The sequence below is a fragment of the Cupriavidus sp. GA3-3 genome, from assembly GCF_000389805.1.
Lineage (GTDB): Bacteria > Pseudomonadota > Gammaproteobacteria > Burkholderiales > Burkholderiaceae > Cupriavidus > Cupriavidus necator_D.
Genome location: NZ_KB944479.1, coordinates 195,215 through 212,916, shown reverse-complemented (window position 1 = coordinate 212,916; position 17,702 = coordinate 195,215). Strand labels below are relative to the sequence as shown.

The window sequence follows — 17,702 nt, the reverse complement described above, 5'->3', positions numbered from 1 at the left end:
AAATTTCTCTGCCCATGGATCGCGTCAACGCGCTGCCGTGCAGCCCAACCCCGACGGATTCCAAAGCGAGATCAGGACTTGCCGCTTTCAACGCCGAGCTTGCTCAGGGAGCTATTAATCTTGGCGATCAGACTGATCTTGTCGAATGGCTTGACCGCAAAATCCGTGGCGCCAGCCTTCAGACACTCGATCACCACGCTTCGTTCGCTGTTTCCCGTGATCATGATCACCGGCACATCGGTCATGTAGGGCAAGCGGCGCAGCCTCCGCGTCACTTCAATGCCGCTGATATCCGGGAGCTCGATGTCCATCAGCACTAGGTCGGGCCGATACTGGCGCAGGCCGGCCGTCGCCTCCAGCCCAGTGGTAGCAAATACCAGTCTGAAGCCTGCACCGCGCAAGAGCTCGCGCAACAGGTCGTGCTGAAACTCATCGTCTTCCACCACTAGCACTAGCGGCTGGAACTTCTCTGCAAGCTCTCTCAGTGCGTGAGCGGATTCGATCCGCGGCCCCGCTTGCAGCGAGAGACTGCCAAGCCATTCCCGAATATCCTCCATGGTGTGTCTGATGGACGCCAAGTGGTTACCGATTGCCTCGGCCTTCAACTGCTCGATAGTGCGCTGGAAATCCGACGCATCACCGGTAACCATGGTTCTCGTGCTCGGCATTGCGCGAACCTTGTGCAAAAAACCATCGAGCTCCCTCGCGATGGCTTGCTCGGCTAGGCTGAGCGAACGGGTCGCGAGGTCGATACGTTCTCTGCTCTCGGCAGCCTGGTCGTCAAGCTGGACATCGTAACTGGCGAGTTGCTTGGCGCAGGCGACTAGCTGCCCGGCTGACACCGTGTCTGGCGGCGGCTGGCGCGTTTGTCGCAGGGCGTGATGCACAGCCATGCGTAGCCGCGGCGCGTCATTTGTGGCTGGCCAGAATAGGACGTAGTCATCAAAATGCGCATTCTTGCATAGTTCATAGACCTTCCACAGCTCGCTGCCAGTGCATAAGACGAGCGTGCGATGTGGCACGGTGGGCGCAACCGAGCTCAAACGGAAGAGGTCTCGATAATACTGTTCCGCATCCTCCAGCTTGTCGAAAGCGAGGACAAGTACCTCAGGCCGGTGCTCCTCGAAGTCGCTGACGGCGAACTCGGGCTTGGTTGAGACACGGATGTTGTCGAACTCTTCACTCAGCAGGGCAGCAACCAGCTCCGCATCAGCGACCGCGGGTGTCACCACCAGGATGGGTGGATTGCCCTTCATGATGCCCGCCTCGCGATTGGCACCCGCAACGCACGGCGGGTTCTGTATGGCAGCCTGCCATGCAGTTTGGCAACTATAAAATCCATGATTTCTCCTACTTTCTGACTTATGGGTATCTCAAATGCATGGGAAAGGTCGCGGCGAGACGGTGGCGCGTTCATGATTCCTGGCCCAACCAAGTATCGATGGCGGCTTCGACGAGTGGCACTTCAGTCTCTACCTGTGACATGCAGTGATCGATCTCTTCATAATTCTCTGCTTTCCCGGCGCTCTCCAGCTTCGCGCACAGGTCGCCCAGCGCCAGAGCTCCAACTGACCGAGAGGAGGACTTCAGCTTGTGGGCGATCAAGCTGACCTGGCGGGCGTTGCCGTTACTCGCATGCAGGCGTAGATCCTTAGTCTGCCCTCTCAACGCGATCAGATAATCAGAGAGCAAGCCATTGACGATGTCGCGGTCGTCGCCAACGAGGTCGGTCAACACCGACAGCTTTAGCTGCGATGCATAGCTGTTGCACGATGCTTGTTCTGCTTTTGGCGGCACTGGCGTAGGCGCTTCAACGCTAGACAGGGACCGCTCCAGGGCTTCCCTCAGCAAATTCAGGTGCAAGGGCTTGGTCAGATATCCATCGAAGCCTACCGCCTTGGCCCGTGTCATCTCATCCTGAAGTGCGTTCGCCGTCAGCGCCAAGATAGGGATGCGCGAGCCAAGGTCCTCCTCCTGCCGGACAGCAGTGGCCAATTCATAGCCGTCCATCTCGGGCATATTGAGGTCGGTCAGAATCAGGCTGAATCGACAACTCCGCCACAGCAGCAAAGCTTCTTTGCCATCCTTGGCCAGCTCGGCTGCATATCCCAGCAGGCCAAGTTGACGCAGAATGACCTGCTGGTTGATGGCATCGTCTTCGGCGACAAGGATCAAGCCGGACTTTGGCGGTTCCAAGTCATCCCCTTCCTCGGGGCCGGCAGGGGGTCTATCTTGGCGACTGCTATCGCCGCACGTCTTCTGGCAGGAGGCCAGACCGGCCGCCGTTGCCACGGCCTCCTGAAGTGACGAATAGCCCAGCATCTCAATTCCCAAAAAAACTACATTAGCATCTTCAGCACGGGAAATTCGCTCTTTTGTTCGCGCGATCACCACGCGTCCAACATCTCGATGGACATCCTCATCCTCGAGATAGCCATTTTTATGACATTCGTCATTCATGCCATCATCGATGAGTACTAATATTGAATCGCGCGTTCTTTCATTACTTAGCGAGCCAGGAGACGCTTGCACAATCCTTACGCTCGCGCCCGCGTCAATGAGATAGGTGCCAAGATCTTCAGCGGAAAATAGACGGCTCTCGACCAGAATACAATCGATGCCAGGTAATGCCGGATCACACGGCGGGGCGGGTTGTTCTGCCATCTCGAATGGCAACGTCGCGCTGAACACTGAGCCCTCACCCGGCTGGCTGGAGACCGATATGTCACCCTCCAGCAGCTCGACGAGGCGATGACAGATGGCAAGGCCCAAGCCGGTCCCTCCGAATCGCCTCGTTGTTGAGACTTCACCTTGTGTAAATGGCGTGAATAGATTGGTCAGCGTGTCCTGGGACATGCCGATACCGTTATCGGAGATGGTGAAACGAACTTGTATAGCGGCCCTGTTACTACCGACCGTCTCTGCCCGAATTTCGACGCGTCCGGCTTGGTCGGATCTACCACCGGAGAACTTGATTGCATTACCGACCAAATTATAAAGCAGTTGCCGGAGGCGAGTGCCGTCCGACAAGACTTCATCAGGAATCCCTGGCGAGACAAAATTGGTTAATCGCACTCCCGCCTTTCCAGCAACCGGCATCAACGATCCGCATAAACTCTCGACTATATGACGGATCGATATGGGGGTTCGCTCAATCTCCATCTTGCCGGCCTCGATCTTCGAAAAATCGAGGATGTCATCGATGATTCTCAAGAGCGAGTCGGCCGACTCTCGGATTGTTCGGATAATATTCGACTGATCGTGGGACAGCTGCGATTGAGCCAGCACTTCAACCATGCCGATGACCCCATTCATTGGGGTGCGGATTTCGTGGCTCATCGTCGCGAGGAAGGCACTCTTGGCCCTTGAAGCCGACTCGGCATCAGACTTGGCTCGCTCCAGCTGTTGGCGCACCCTACGGCTAGCCGTAATGTCGCGCGCGGTAGCATAGATGAGGCCGTCTGGGGCCCGCACGGCTTTCCAGGCAAGCCAACGAACTGTGCCATTCTTGCATAGATAGCGATTTTCGAAGTGCTCGGTAGGATTTCCGGCCAGGTGCCGCTCGATCTCGCGGCGCGTCGCTGCGAGATCATCGGGATGAATGAATTCCGTAAAGGGTCGGTCTAAGAGTTCCTGTGTTGTCCAGCCAAGCACCTGCTGGAATGCCGGATTGACGCGCTTGAAATAGCCGTCCATCCCTGCAATGCAGAGCAGATCGAGCGATAGTTCGAAGAATCGGTCGCGCTGCGCCTCCGCATTCTTTCGCGCGCTAATGTCCTGAAGAAGCACGAGCGCCGCAGGTTCCTCATCCCAGTCGTATGGGGCGGCAGCCACTTCGCATTGCAGTATTGATCCATCGAGTCTCAGCCATATTTCCTCGGCTGTCGGCACGGCTATCCTCGCTTCTTGGAGCTGCTGCATGCGGTCTCGGACGAGCCACTGGCTATCCGAGTGGACAAAGCCGAGCACCTCCCGTTCCAGCAAGGAAGCTTGCGATGGCGCTCCGAGCGTTTCCACCGCTTTTGGATTGGCATAGCAGATCCGCCCCGCCCGTTGGACGAAGACCGCGTATGGTAAGAGCTCGATAAGCTGGCGGTATCGCGTTTCGCTCAGCTCCAACGCGCGAGCATTGGCGCGCTCGCGGCTCACGTCGCGTAACACAAGTACGGCACCCCGGACATCGCCATCCTCGGCGCGGATCGGCGCAGCGCTGATCATGACATCCCGAAGCATGTTGTTATTGGCGGCCGACAGTCTTTGACCGTCCCAGTGCAGATCGACACCCGTACCGAGTACTTCCTGTGCCGGGTCCATTACCTCCCGCTGGGCGTCTGGACCGACGATTCGAAGTACTTCACCAAGGGGGCGAGCTAGCGCCTCCTGCTTCGGCCAGCCAGTTAGCTGCTCGGCCATCGGATTCATCCGCTTGATACGTCCCTGCTCATCGGTGGAGATGACAGCATCGTTGATGGCATGAAGCGTAATGTCGAGGTCACGTTCGCTCTCGCGAACGCGCGTCTGCAGCGTGATATCGCGAATCAACACCACCCTACCACCGCCTCGGCGGGATTCAAGACGAACCTCGTACACAAGCGCAGTAGGACTCTTGACCCGGAAATTCAGGCATTCACGTTCACCCGTGGGGCTGTTCAGGGCAGTTCCCAAGGTCCCCTGCTTGGCAAGGCGGTCGGCGCTAAGGTCGCTACGAAAGAAGGCCGCCGCTATATCGTCTGGCGTCGCATTCCAGATTGCTTCCTTAGAGACCGCAAGCAGTTTCAGGAAATGCTGGTTAAGCCCGTCCAACTTGCCCTCGGGGGATAGACCGAAGGCGACATCGGGGATGGCTTGAAACAGCGCGTCTATGCGTTCTGCTTTCTTCGCCTCGCGCTCTCTCGCCGCGCGCTCCTGATTACCCGATACGACGACACGCCTCAATAGCGTTACTTGGCGAGCACTTGCGAAGAGAATAAGCGCGGTCATCATGAGACCGGCGATCAAAAGAAAATCGCGGCGCGCTCGGAACGAGGCTAAATACTCAAATCTGGAAAATCCGACGACAACAAAAAGTGGATAATCCCGTAGCTTTTTATAACTGGTGATGCGATCAATACCATCGATAAAGCTCTTCGATTGATAGGATCCAGATTGTGCGTTCTTGAGCGCCTGACGCAGAGCACTATGCTCCGGCGCGATTGTACCGACTGTATCCTTGGGGCCGGCGCGTCGAGCACGTATGACATAGTCATTCGCACCAAGGACCGCGACCAGCCCGTGATTGCCGAGCCGAAGGTCATCGTATAATTGTGTTAGATACGCCGGGTCCATCGATATAACGACCACGCCAATAAATTCGCCCTTGTCATTCTCAACACGGCGCGATAGTTGAATCGATGGCTTACCGCTGGCTCGGCCAAATACAGGTTTGCCAATAAATAGTCCACGGCTGCCATTTTCGAGATGGACGCGAAAATGCTCACGGTCAGAGAGATCGACCGGTTTGAAGTCCGGCACCGTGGATGACCGTAGGATGCCGTCTCGGTCAATGACGGCTATCTGCAGGAAGACGTCTAGTTTGACTCGATTAGATTTAACATACGCATCCATGGGAAGCTGCACCCCATGTTTTTCAACCTGCCATGCAACCAGATTGGCCAGTTGTTCTGCCTCGCGCATCAGTCGCGTGGTATGTGCATCGAGCACGTCAATCAGTGCCTCTGTCTGGCGCTGTGCTGTGCGAATCTCGGAGTCGGCATCCCAGCCAATAGCGCTTCCAAGCGCGAGCCAAAGCGCTATGACAAGTGCCATTCCTGGCAAGTAATATCGGCGCTTTGCTATTTGAGCGACTCGTGTCTCGGATATGGGAGAACTGATCATCTTGTTTCTGCGGCCATGTTGGCCAACATGGCTCTTGTGCTTTGAGTGATTTGCTCAAGCCGGCTCTATCGCTCGCCAGGGCGCTCGCCTTCCTGGTGATCGCGGCGTGCTTGCGTATCTAAAGTTTCTCGTCGGGTGCCGGTCTAGGTCTTGCCCTGCTTGCGGGGTGGATCGAGACTGCCGCCGGGATAATGTTAGCGGGCGCTGGTTAGTCAGCGCCGATAGCGCTGACTAAGGCACCGAGCACCGCTCTGCCAAAGACGACAAGTTCAACTGATTGATAGAACGCGCCCATGCGTCGCCGAGTCAAGCGGGCCCGCTACGCATTGGCGCCCGCATGACCGCGTGACTGGCTGCTACTGGCATGATGGAATCTCGTCAGAAAAGCGTGCGCCCGGCCCCTTCGCAGTCCCGCTCCCGCCAATGTGGTATCGCACTAGCGTCTGCTTGGGGCATCGGCGTCGACTGCTATGGATCGCTGACGAGGTTGAGGACGGTGCGCTGCGAGAGCTTCCTGGTCTTGCCTGCGCGCGACGGGGGGCGGCACATGCTGCATGCAAAATTCGCCTGCGGCTCATATGCATGCGTCACGAACTGCCCACTGCAACGGGGGCAGGTGGAAAGCTGCAGCATATTGCGCTCGATAAACCGTACTAACGTCCAGGCACGGGTGAAACTTAAGACAATCTCGCCGCCGAGCAGCGATACTTGCTCGAGATAGAGCCGATAGCTGGCCACCAAAGTACGGATGCCGCTCGCCCCGCCCTGCTGCACCATGAACTGGTAAGCGGAGAAGAACAGAGACGAATGGATATTTGGCAGCCAAGTGGTGAACCAGTCGGTCGAGAATGGCAGCATGCCCTTGGGCGGCGAGATCCCGCGCAACTCTTTGTAAAGCCGGATCAGGCGATCGCGCGAGAGCGTGGTCTCGGCTTCCAACACCTGCAAGCGCGCGCCCAGCCCGATCAACTCAATGGCAAGCTGGGTCTGCTTGGCATCCTGTAGCACGCTCTTGCGGCCGGTCACCGGAGTGGCCGCAAGGCTCCGGGCCGGGGCAGCTTGCAGCAGCGCACTCAATTGAAGGACTCCACCGGCTGGCGGGCCAGCAAGATGGCAGCGTGCATCTGCTGCATATCATGGCTCTTCGGGTTGTGGGTGAGCGTCGACAGCAAGGCATGGTCCTCGAACCGGAACCGGCACAAGACCATATTGGATGCCGCCAGCTTGACCAATTGCGCAGGCGTGAGCTTGGCAAGGATGTCAGCGATATCCTTGCCAACACCCCGCCGGTACATGGCTTCTAACTGGTTCTCGCGCACCAGCTGTTGCGCGAGCAGCAGATAAGCGAGGTTAACTTCCCTGATCTCATCCGGAAATCTGCTAGCTTCTTCCATCTTCTTCTCTTCTTCCCTACTGGCTCTACAAGGAGGGGCGGATGCACCACAAACGCGTCGCCCGACCCTTAACATCAAGTAACATTGGTAACGAGATGTAACGATCAGGAGTGCGTTATAGCATCGGTTCTTCCCTTTGCCAAACGATCTGCGCGAGAAAATGGGAATGTTACACATCCAAGACAATGGGTGCAGGGCCAGGCACTGCCCGATGCAACTTCCACCCCATCAATAATAGAATGTCGTCGGCCGACACCTCGCAGACGACCGCGTTATGGCGATTGACGCAGTCGGCTCACGCATAGCCCGATTTCGAACATTTCGGCAAATTGCAGCGCTGGTAAGGGGCGACCGAATAGATAGCCTTGCCCCTCTTCACACCCAAGGTGGTGCAGGGTGTCACGTTGCTCTTCGGTTTCGACCCCCTCGGCAATCGTCTCCAGGCCGAAACTCCGTGCCATATCGAGCAGCGCGCGGACGATGGCAGCGTCCCGATCTGACTCATGTATGTGTTGCACGAAGGAACGGTCGATCTTGATCCGGGTAAGTGGGAAGCGTTTGAGCAGGCTGAGCGATGCATAGCCGGTTCCGAAATCGTCGAAGGCAATCGCCACGCCGTGGTCCCGCAAGCGCTGAAGCGTTTCCACGGCTCGGTCGTCGCCCTCGAGCACGATGTTTTCGGTGATCTCAAGCTCGAGCGCCTGCGGCGGCAGGCCATGCCGCTCCAGGGCCGAGACGACCTGTGAATCCAGGTCCTCCGCACGAAGCTGCGCGCCGCACAGGTTGACGCCGATACGGAAATCTTTTGCGCCACTTCTGCGCCATAGCGCTGCCTGCGCACAGGCTTCATCAAGAATCCACGATCCAGCACTCACGGCGAGCGCCCCCTCTTCCAACGCGGGCAGGAAAGCCGCAGGAGACAAAAGACCATGCTGCGGATGCAGCCAGCGGATCAGTGCCTCAGCACCGGTGAGGGAGCCGTCGGCCAGGCGAACCTGCGGTTGATAGAAGAGCACGAATTCGCCGTCGCTGACTGCCCGATGCAACTCCATGCTGTAGAGCCGCCGCGCGACCGCTTCATGCCGTAACGCGGTGGCGAAGACGAACGACTGGCCATGGCCGATGCTCTTTGCCTTGAACAGAGCCAGGTCCGCATTGGCGATCAGTTCCAGCGCTTCCCGTGCATGGAGCGGCGCCATGGCCACGCCGCAACTGACCGATAGCCGCACCTCATGTCCATCAATGGCAATCGGCTCGGCCATGTTGGCAATCACCGCATGAGCGACATCCTTCGCCTGCCCGACACTGTCGCATTCCGGTAGCAGGATAGCAAACTCGTCCCCGCTGATCCGCGCGACCGTATCGTTCGGTCTCGCGGTTTTCTCCAAGCGGCGAGCCACCTCGCGGAGAATGCCATCGCCTACCGCGTGGCCAAGCGTGGCGTTGACGTCCTTGAACCCATCGAGGTCGACCATGACTACTGCGGCCGGCAAGGCGAGCGTGAGCGTCTCTTCCACACACCGATAGAAGCACGCGCGGTTGGCGAGTCGGGTGAGCATGTCGATGTTCGCTAGCCGTTGCAACGCCTGTTCCTCACGCCGCAGCGCTGTTAGATCCTGCAGACGGGCGTTGCATATCAGCTTCGCGTTCGTGCGCAGGCAAGTCAGGGACAACCCGAGAAGGAATCCCGTTCCGTCTTTGCGCAAGCCGTGCAGTTGCGCGAGCATGGACGGTTCGTTGACCGAACTGACCTCCGCGCGCGAGATCAGTTGGTGCAATGCCGCCCTCTCTCGCTCGGGGAATAGGCTGTCAAAGGCTCGGCCGGGGCCCTCGCTCGGCTCGTATCCAAACAGGGCAGCAGCAGCGTCGTTCCAGGCGACGACACCCCGTCGTTCATCGAACTGCACGAATGCAGTGGGCTGGTCTTCAGCCAATGCCTCCGAGGAACGCCGCCGTACCGCCTGCGCGGCAATTTCGACGCGGCGCAACTCCAGCCTGTCCCCTGCCATTTTGGCCAGCTCGCGCAGACGCTCGCAGTCTTCCTCTGAGAAATCGCGGTGCGGCTGCCCATCAATCACGCAGAGCGCTCCTACGGCATGGCCATCCGGCGACATCAGGGGAACGCCGGCGTAGAAGCGCAGCTTGGTCGGCCCCGTGACCAATGGGTTGTCGTAAAAGCGTTCGTCGAGCGTGGCATCCGGCACCACCATGACTTCATTCCGGGTGATTGCATGCGCACAGAACGAAACGTCGCGGCTCATGTCAACTTGCGCACCCTCAAGACCAGTGCTTGCCGCAAAGAAGACATGATCGCTGCCGATCATATTCACCGCTGCGACAGGCATCTTGAAGACACGTGCGGCAATTTTGACCACTGGGTCCAGGCTGGGCAACGGTCTATCGCTTTCGAGTCCATACCCGGACAGCGCCTCTAGTCGTTCTGCCTCGGTCGCCAATACTGGGGGACACTTCATAAGAGTTCTCCAGAGTTCCGCTCGCCGCAGTAAGATTGAACTGCCTCAGTCAATTGGGGCGGCCGTGCAATATATGTCCCAAACTATGTCCAAAATGATGCCCCCGATTCCGGGTATGAGAATAAATGAAAGATTAGACTAATGTAACGGCCAGCGGTACCCACGACGCGGAGGGTGTTCCAATGGTATGGAGCGTCCGCAGGACTTTCCGCCCATGCGGTTGGCGAGCTTGCCAAGGCAGATTGCTGAACGTCTGACCTGCGGCACCCTGCTCGCGCCCGACGTCCTGCTGAAAGGCGTCGATGAGGCCGGGCCGGTAGTCGTCGCGCGCAAGCTGGGGTGGGATGGCGCGTGAACCTAGCTGGAGGACCCGTTCCTCTTGCTGGCGGGCGAGGTGAAACGGCCGCGCACCGGCGACGAGGGAACGGGGTTGCGGCTGGTGGCCAAGGCCACGAAAGCGGTGGAGCGCCCGGCATGACGATCGCCTTGGCCTCCACCGGAAGCTTGCCCTGCCCCGGCGGCGGGCACGTGCGATCGCTTCGACAGCCAGCTGCTCATGCATGCGGACGCAGTGTGGAACTCGAAGTCAGGCCATCAAGGGTCTGATGACAAGTATTCCAGACTAACATCTCTTGTTTCTGTTATCTCATTCTGCGATGTGTAAAAGGACCAGACATGCTCTGCATCACTATCGAAGCAGGGCCAGCCTTTCAGCAAATATCGCCGCCCGCTCGTCGTAACGCCAGTTTTCGTACTAGCATTGAACGAAAGAATCGCAGTTGTCACACGGCCATCATGCGTTTCCACGCAATATCCGACGAAATGGCGATCACCTCGATTTGTCTCATACACCCGCCAGCGTTCGAGCGTAAGAAGTGGTTGCGCATCAACTGCTGCAACGGGCCCAATATGCGGAGGTGTTCTAGCCATCCTGCCGGAATCTATGTTTAGGTAAACGACGTGGGGCGCCACGAACTAAGCGGCGTTCTCATTAGATATTATATGCGCAGCTTTCAACACAAATATTTTACATCCTGCGGATAATATTCACGTTCGCGTTTGGTCGCGCAATTTGACTTGCCGGCGTCAGCTGGGTAATTCACCGTCGCTTTCATGAAAAATCGTGACAATATTTAGTATCTGATGTGCGCGTTTCGCTCCTTTTTTCATAGCTATCTGCACTACGGCTTTCGAGTAGGCTGTCTGCTTCGGCCAAGCGTCTTGTAGCCCCAGTATAAAGTACAAGAAGGTAACCTCGCGCCCAATTTCTCGCGCGCAATCTGGCGCATAAGACACATATAGTGACCATGCCTGCGCCAGCCACTCCGGCGTGAATGGAAGGTCCGGAAAGACCTCTCTGAAGCGAGTTGCGTGGTTCTTTTCAAATTTCGGATTCGCGTCCGCCATCCGTTCGTATAACCACGCAAAATCCAGGAAATTCAACGTATTGAAACCAAAAACGAGTCGATCAACATCGCTGACTCGCATTTTCATAATAAAATTCTTCCTTGACATTGATTTCGCCTTTCATGCTGTTTCTACGTCTCCTGATGGATAACGCAAAAAACAAAATTCCTCCCACGTGAAATGATTAACGATGCGATTGCATATGAAGACTAACAGGGTGGAATCCAGGAAAAATGTCGGAAGCATCTATCCACCTCCGTTTCGAATACGTGATTGGTATAGTTGCTGAGCGTCGTGATTGCAATGGCTAGAATGATGTCCAAGACATTTTTCTCACTATAGCCAGCATCGAGAAATGCTTTTAGTTCGATTGCGCTCGGTCGCCCTCGATGGGCGAACATTGCATGTGTGAATCCCACCAGCGCGCGAAGCCTTGCGTCCAATAGGCTCCGCCCATCACGAATTGCATTTACAACTTCTGGGGACCCGTTGATGACTGTAGCGGCGATGCCGCTATGCATCGCCACTGAGTAGGAGCTGCCGTTGGCAACGGATAGCGCCAGAAGTATCACCTCTTGTTCCAGTGGCGTCAGGGAACACTCCTGGCGGAATTGGGTGTAGCTGTAAAGGTATGCATCAAACAACCCCGGTGCGTTGGCCATCGCCGCATACATATTGGGAATACTGCCGATCTCGTCTCTAACACTGTCGAGAATGTCCCTGGCATTGGGGCTTGCTGTATCCACGGTCACAAGAGGCAAGGAGAGACGGGCGCATAGAGTCATCGGGTCACCTGGTGCACAAGTAGGTATTGCTGATTCTGGTCGAGGCGGTCCAAAAAGGCGCAAAAAATTATGCTGCAATGCGCATAAGATTATCAATCACAGGGGACAATTGACGCTCTGTGTAACCTGCTTTTGCCAGCACCCGCAGCCCGGCAATGCCGGCAATTAGCGTCATCGCCCAGATTGCAGGGTCTATATTTCTTTTAAATTGCCCAGATCGCTGGCCGGAAATTAATAGAAATTCAAACGCAGCCTTGATGGATTGGAATCCGGTTCGGACCAACCGACGCACCTCGGGGTCACGCAAGCCAAATTCTATGGAAGTATTTACGAGAAGACATCCACGGCCGCCATCATTGTCTTTTACGATATGCAACAGGATCCCTCGAAGTTGTTCCTGCAATCTTGGTGCCTCGGAAGCGTTTCGAATGGCAAGAGCTTTTGCATTTGCATAAATCTCGATGGCTTCCAGAAACAGCTGCCGTTTTGACCCGAAGGTGTTATAAAGGGAAGACTTTGACACGCCCATCTCCCCTGCGAGGACGTTCGCAGGCAAGGCTTCGTAGCCATAGCGCCAGAAGGCGTCTACAGCACGCGCCATAACCTCATCTCGATCGAATTCGATGGATCGTGCCATTGCTGCTCAGAGTCTGCCAAGGGGCAGTCTCAATGATAATATTGATTGTCTTAACAATCAAAGACTGCTCCTTGTCTACGCAAGGATGCCTCGACGCCATCGTGGCTCCGCAAGCCCGGACGCCGCTCGCAATAGCGCCCAGGAGGTGCGTCCAGCGCGGAGGGCAGACGAACATGCCACTCGCCTTTTTTACTCCTGCACGCAGCCAACGCTCGCTTGTCGATGGTCATGGCAACCATGCCGACCCTGAAATAGACCGGGCGGGTGGCGGTACTCCTACGGTGTCCCATCCGAAGGGCCCGACGAGGAAAGAAAGCGGTCCGCAAAAGCCGCTGCTGGTAACGGCGGGCTACACAGGTACCCCTGCCAAAGGTCACACCCGAGTTTCCTCAGGAAGAGTCGCTGGGCTTCGGTTTCTACCCCTTCGGCTAGTACGCGCAGACCCAACCCCCTTGCCATCGCGACAATGGTGGCCACGAGTTGCATATCTCCGGTTTCGTCCGGTATATACCGGATAAAGCTGCGATCAATTTTCAACTTGTCAACAGGGAAGCGCCTTAGATAGGCTAGCGAAGAGTAGCCTGTGCCAAAATCGTCAAGGGCCAACTTGATGCCCAGCGATTTCAGACTGCGCAGAAACTCCACCGCCTGGCTGCCGCGCGACATCAGCCCAGATTCTGTGACTTCAAGCTCCAATCGTTCTGGCGGGAAACCTGTCTCTGCAAGTATGTCCCGCAACTGCTCTTGGACATGACCGCTACGAATCTCCGCAGCGGACAAGTTGACGGCAAGCACCTCGATTGCTTTGCCCTCATCAAGCCATTGTCGGCCTTGACGGCAGACCTCGCGTTGGACCCACGCGCCGAGCGGCAAGATTAAACCGGTGTCCTCCAGCAGGGGAATAAACTCGGACGGGCCGACGTCGCTTCCGCCGTCCCGCGGCAGGCGAACCAGGGCCTCGGCCCCGATCACCTTGCCATCTTCCAAGTTGACCAACGGCTGGTAGTGTAGTTCGAACAGCCCCTGCCGTAGCGCTCGCCGCAAGCGCGCCTCTAGGGCCAGTCTTGAGTTGGCTGCAGAGGTGAAGCCGGGGACATAGGTACGCCAGGTAGCACGACCTGAGCGTTTCGCTTCGTGCATGGCGGATTCCGCGTTCCGGATCAACTCCGCAGCATGACTCCCATGCTCTGGGTTGACCGCAACGCCGATGCTAACCTGCACGAACAACTCGCCGACCGTTGGCAAGCAGAATGGCGCAGAAAAAACCTCAATGAGTTGACGGACGAACTCATCCGCCCCACTGACGACTTCGATGTCATGGAGAACCACCACAAACTCGTCTCCGCTTTGCCGGCCGAGGATGTCGTGAGATCTCATCTGAGCCTGCAGACGTTGTGCGACAGCAACTAACAATTCATCACCTACCGCGTGACCGAGTCCATCATTGATGGTTTGGAAATGGTCAATATCGATGAATAGTACTGCCAGGCGACGTCCGCCTTGCTGCGCGACGGCAAGCGATTGCTCTAAGCGCGCACGAATCAAGAGACGATTCGGCAGATCTGTCAATGGGTCGAAATGAGTCAGAGCGTCCAGCCGATTCTCAGCCTGCTTCAAACGTGTCAAGTCGGTTAATACGGTGACATAATGCTCAGCCTTCCCGTTGTCGCCTGTGACGGTGCTGATAGACAGGAAGTGTGGCAGTACCTTGCCGCTCTTGCTTTGATTCCAAATTTCCCCTTGCCAGCAGCCCTCGCGCGCGAGCGTATCGTGCATCTCCCGATAAAATTCGACCGGGTGCATGCCCGAGCGCAGAAGACTGAGGGGATGGCCTACTACTTCGACCTCGTCATAGCCAGTTAGACTGCTGAACGCGCGGTTGGCGGAAACGATACGGGTATCCAGATCCGTGATGATGATGCCGTCTCGCGAGCTTTCTAAGGCTGCTGCCAGCAGGTGAATCCGGGCGGCCTGTGCAGCATGCTTGGCGACAATATTGAGGCGAGTCAGCGCAAGGGAGATGTCGCCGCCGATCTCTCGCAGCAGATCCATTTCCTCGCTACGTTTGAGATCAAGCACGTCGCTGGCGAGATGGAGCACTCCGATCAGCTCATTATCGCACCGCAATGGAATCCCGGCGCAGGCGCTCATGCCACCCGTCAAGTCTCCGACCGCCCAATTCGGAGCGATGTCACCATCCCGAAAGCCGGTGATATAAACGACTTCCCCGCGGCTCCAGGCATCGATCGGATCGCCGTTGCGGAGATCGACCGAATCAGGGACGGTGGCCTTAGTGTCTGCCTTGCGCGTTGTTATGCCGACAATATCGATCGCTTCGATCCAGGCCCGGCGAAACCCGCCGAATCGCAACGCAGCATCGCACACACGCTCAAACAGTATCTCCCGCGTGCTCGCGTGCATGCTTGCCTGGTTCACGTGACTTAGGAAGCCGTATAGGCGAGACAGTTCACGCACACGCTGTTCGGCGCCGTGCCGCTCGGTGACGTCCCAAGCCAGCCAGATCACGCTGTCGGTATTACCAATCGGAGCAACGCGGGCATCGAACCAGCGTTCGCTTCCATCGATTGTCAACCGGTATTCGTATGCCGTAGTGCGTCGGCTCGAGAGTGTTCCCCTGACGACACTGAGGCAGCCGTCAGCGGCGTCTGCCGGCAAGATATCCGTGACCCTGCGTTGCAGGATGGCCGTGGCTGGCTGAAGAAGTAGCTCGGTGTCGCTGCCAAATACTCCAAGATACCGCCCCTCAGCATCGAGTAGAAATGATACGCCGGGCATCGCCGAGACAAAGGCGCGTAGATGTGACTCCCTCTTGGAGAGCTCTTCCAGAGCACAGGCATGACGTCGCTCGGTTCGCGCGAGTAACGCAAACAGGACCAGTGTCAACAGGCCGACAAGCGCGATATTCAATGCATCGAGCCGATGCAATGTGCTACGCCGGGCAGCGATCTCTCGAAGCAGGATGCTCTCCACTTCTGACGCCGCTTGCTCGACCGCTCTGTAATGCATCCGCAATTCGAGCTGCGTAGTACTACGTGGATTAGCGAGCCTCTGACGAATAGCACCAGCCATCGTCTCGAGCTTGTCACCATAAGCGATCGCGGCCGCGTCGATGCGGACGGTGGAGCCCTGCGTGACGGCGAAATCAGCAAGTTTCCCGTCGCCTTTCACAAGGCCATGGCCGGCCTCACGCGCACGAGCGAGACTTGCAATCAGCAGACCTCGGGTCGAGGAGGGATCGCCATTTAGGATACGCTCCAGGTGCAACTCGGCCGCAGTGGCCGCGCGGCGGCTCTCAGATAGACGGTCGAGGGCAATCAAGCCTCCACGCAATGTCTGATCGGAACGGTAATTTGACCAGGTCATCAGCGCCATCGTTATGCAGGCGAACAACGTGAGCGCAACCAAAAGTGGCGCAGTACCCGGAAACTGGTTCGGATGCCTGGTCATTATCCCGAGATGCCCGGTGCAACTGCAATATTGTCGTCGAGAAGGCCGAACCGTCGCATCAGTTCCAGATGCGCGGGGCTACCCAAGAAGTCCGCCAATGCATTGTCGATAGCATCGCGCAGTCGCTTATCTTCCAGACGCATGGCAAATGCCGGCAGGCCTGCGAAATTCCCGTCGCGCGTGGTATCCGGCACGACGAGTTCGAATATGCCAGCCTCTGCTCTTGTGACCAAAAAATGCAGCGATACGAAAGAGAGCATAAAAACATCTGCTAGGCCTGTTCTAACTGCGCCCGCCGCTGCAGCCGCGTCCGGAAAGGCTTGAATTTTCGCTTCCGACAGCGCTGCTTTATGTGCCAACTGCTGCTCGACGGAGCCGTCGATAACGGCCAACTTTACGGTCGGCTGCGCTGCTATGTGGCTTAGCGAACGAAGATGAAGTGGATTCCCATAACGAACCAACAAACCTGGCTGAATTGTTGCCGTTGGGCGAGTGAAGAGCACGCGCTGCGCGCGCGCAGGCGTGACGAACATGCCGGCGGCGATGATGTCAATGCGACCGCTTTCGAGTTCGTGAATGAGACTAGCGAGATCCGCCTGCAGCCAGACCACATTCTCCCTGCCGAGGGAGCGCAAAGCATGACGCAAGACCTCCGGCGCCTCGCCGGTAACTCTGCCATCTGCTTCGACCATCGCGAATGGTTCTTCGATGGCGTACCCTACTCGCAACGCTTGGCCACGTTGATAGCGGGCCAGCGTGTCCTCATGATTCATGTCGAGCACGAATATTGCCAGCGAAACACTGACTAGGCCCACCAGCGTGGCCGCCAAGAGGTAAGGCCGTCGCAACAGCTTAATCAAATGTATGCCTGCCGAGTAGAAGGTCATTTGCACATCCTCGACAACCAGAATCGGAGGAGTTTCGGATCATTAGCTACGTGTTTTATTCGCAAGATGGTCCAGCGCCGGACAATAGGAGTCAGGAGCTGCATTGGAACATTGATTCAGAAGACCATGCAACTCGGCTTTCATTGTCTGAAATTCGGAAAGCTTGGCTTCGATCATCGCTAGACGCCTTGCGATCACGCCACAGATTGTCTGACAAGAGGAATCCCGCCCAACAAGAATCCCGACGTCTGCAAGGGAAAGCCCACAAGTCTGGGCGCGACGAATTAAACGTAGTTGCCGGAGGTGAGCGTCCTCATAACGGCGCTGTCCGCCAAGTGGCTTATTGGGCACATCCAGTAAGCCCAAGGATTGATAGTAGCGGACCGTCTCAACGCCGACACCCGCTTGCTGCGCCAATTGACCAATCGTGTAACCCACCTGCTTGACTCTGTAGTTCCCTACGGAGTTAAAGTCCTTCCGCGCAGAGGGCAGGGACCCTTAGTCCGGAGCTTCAACGATGACCCAGTAGGATAAATTTATTTTTTATAGACTGTAACAAAGCATTAAAAAAATCGCAAGTCATTGAAAATATAACATCACTCCTGATTTTTGCGCCCCCGTGTTCGGGGTTATAGCATTGCCGTAAATTTCTTGCAAAAGACCGCAGTGGAGATTAATTATGCCGAAGCATTTTTAATTTACTGGGCCCGAGAGAGCGTTTATAACCTGATTTTTGGCTGCCCAGTAAATAATTTAGTTACCAAGCGCCTTACCCC

At 56.8% G+C, this 17,702-nt stretch carries 12 protein-coding genes; 1 reads left to right on the top strand and 11 read right to left on the bottom strand.

Going from position 1 to position 17,702, the window contains the following annotated elements; genetic code table 11:
- Positions 1–71 precede the first annotated feature (71 nt).
- From C265_RS16450 to C265_RS16430, 5 genes are all read right to left on the bottom strand, one after another.
- Positions 72–1,256 carry a PleD family two-component system response regulator gene (locus tag C265_RS16450; protein ID WP_010811944.1) on the bottom strand — a complete coding sequence of 395 codons (1,185 nt, stop codon included), beginning with the start codon at positions 1,254–1,256 and terminating at the stop codon, positions 72–74.
- Positions 1,257–1,413: 157 nt separating this feature from the next.
- Complete coding sequence (locus tag C265_RS31015; RefSeq protein ID WP_058698906.1) at positions 1,414–5,805, bottom strand: PAS domain S-box protein; 4,392 nt, start codon at positions 5,803–5,805, stop codon at positions 1,414–1,416.
- 537 nt (positions 5,806–6,342) lie between these two features.
- Complete coding sequence (flhC, locus tag C265_RS16440) at positions 6,343–6,951, bottom strand: flagellar transcriptional regulator FlhC (protein ID WP_010811942.1); 609 nt, start codon at positions 6,949–6,951, stop codon at positions 6,343–6,345.
- Positions 6,948–7,268 carry a flagellar transcriptional regulator FlhD gene (gene flhD / locus C265_RS16435; protein ID WP_010811941.1) on the bottom strand — a complete coding sequence of 107 codons (321 nt, stop codon included), beginning with the start codon at positions 7,266–7,268 and terminating at the stop codon, positions 6,948–6,950. Before flhD ends, flhC begins: the two co-directional genes overlap by 4 nt.
- A 272-nt stretch (positions 7,269–7,540) precedes the next feature.
- Positions 7,541–9,661 (bottom strand): bifunctional diguanylate cyclase/phosphodiesterase, encoded by a 2,121-nt coding sequence (locus C265_RS16430; protein WP_234788313.1) that lies wholly within the window; start codon positions 9,659–9,661, stop codon positions 7,541–7,543.
- A gap of 268 nt (positions 9,662–9,929) precedes the next feature.
- On the opposite strand from C265_RS16430, the gene C265_RS32535 reads away from it, so the two are divergent.
- Entirely contained in the window at positions 9,930–10,097 is a 168-nt protein-coding gene (locus C265_RS32535; protein ID WP_161940243.1) for a hypothetical protein, read from the top strand.
- A 731-nt stretch (positions 10,098–10,828) separates the two neighbouring features.
- Here C265_RS32535 and C265_RS32230 read toward each other — a convergent pair.
- The 6 genes from C265_RS32230 to C265_RS31515 form a co-directional block, all read right to left on the bottom strand.
- On the bottom strand, positions 10,829–11,257 hold the full coding sequence (locus C265_RS32230; protein ID WP_144062253.1) for a hypothetical protein: 429 nt from the start codon (positions 11,255–11,257) through the stop codon (positions 10,829–10,831).
- A 101-nt stretch (positions 11,258–11,358) separates the two neighbouring features.
- The gene (locus tag C265_RS31525) at positions 11,359–11,934 is read right to left on the bottom strand and encodes a carboxymuconolactone decarboxylase family protein (protein WP_010811939.1); all 576 of its coding nucleotides are present in this window, start codon (positions 11,932–11,934) and stop codon (positions 11,359–11,361) included.
- A 67-nt stretch (positions 11,935–12,001) separates the two neighbouring features.
- Positions 12,002–12,571 carry a TetR/AcrR family transcriptional regulator gene (locus tag C265_RS31520; RefSeq protein WP_010811938.1) on the bottom strand — a complete coding sequence of 190 codons (570 nt, stop codon included), beginning with the start codon at positions 12,569–12,571 and terminating at the stop codon, positions 12,002–12,004.
- A 276-nt stretch (positions 12,572–12,847) separates the two neighbouring features.
- Entirely contained in the window at positions 12,848–15,964 is a 3,117-nt protein-coding gene (locus C265_RS16420) for an EAL domain-containing protein (RefSeq protein ID WP_161940244.1), read from the bottom strand.
- 74 nt (positions 15,965–16,038) lie between these two features.
- Entirely contained in the window at positions 16,039–16,926 is an 888-nt protein-coding gene (locus tag C265_RS16415) for a transporter substrate-binding domain-containing protein (RefSeq protein ID WP_010811936.1), read from the bottom strand.
- A 42-nt stretch (positions 16,927–16,968) separates the two neighbouring features.
- On the bottom strand, positions 16,969–17,364 hold the full coding sequence (locus C265_RS31515; protein WP_010811935.1) for a MerR family transcriptional regulator: 396 nt from the start codon (positions 17,362–17,364) through the stop codon (positions 16,969–16,971).
- Positions 17,365–17,702 lie beyond the last annotated feature (338 nt).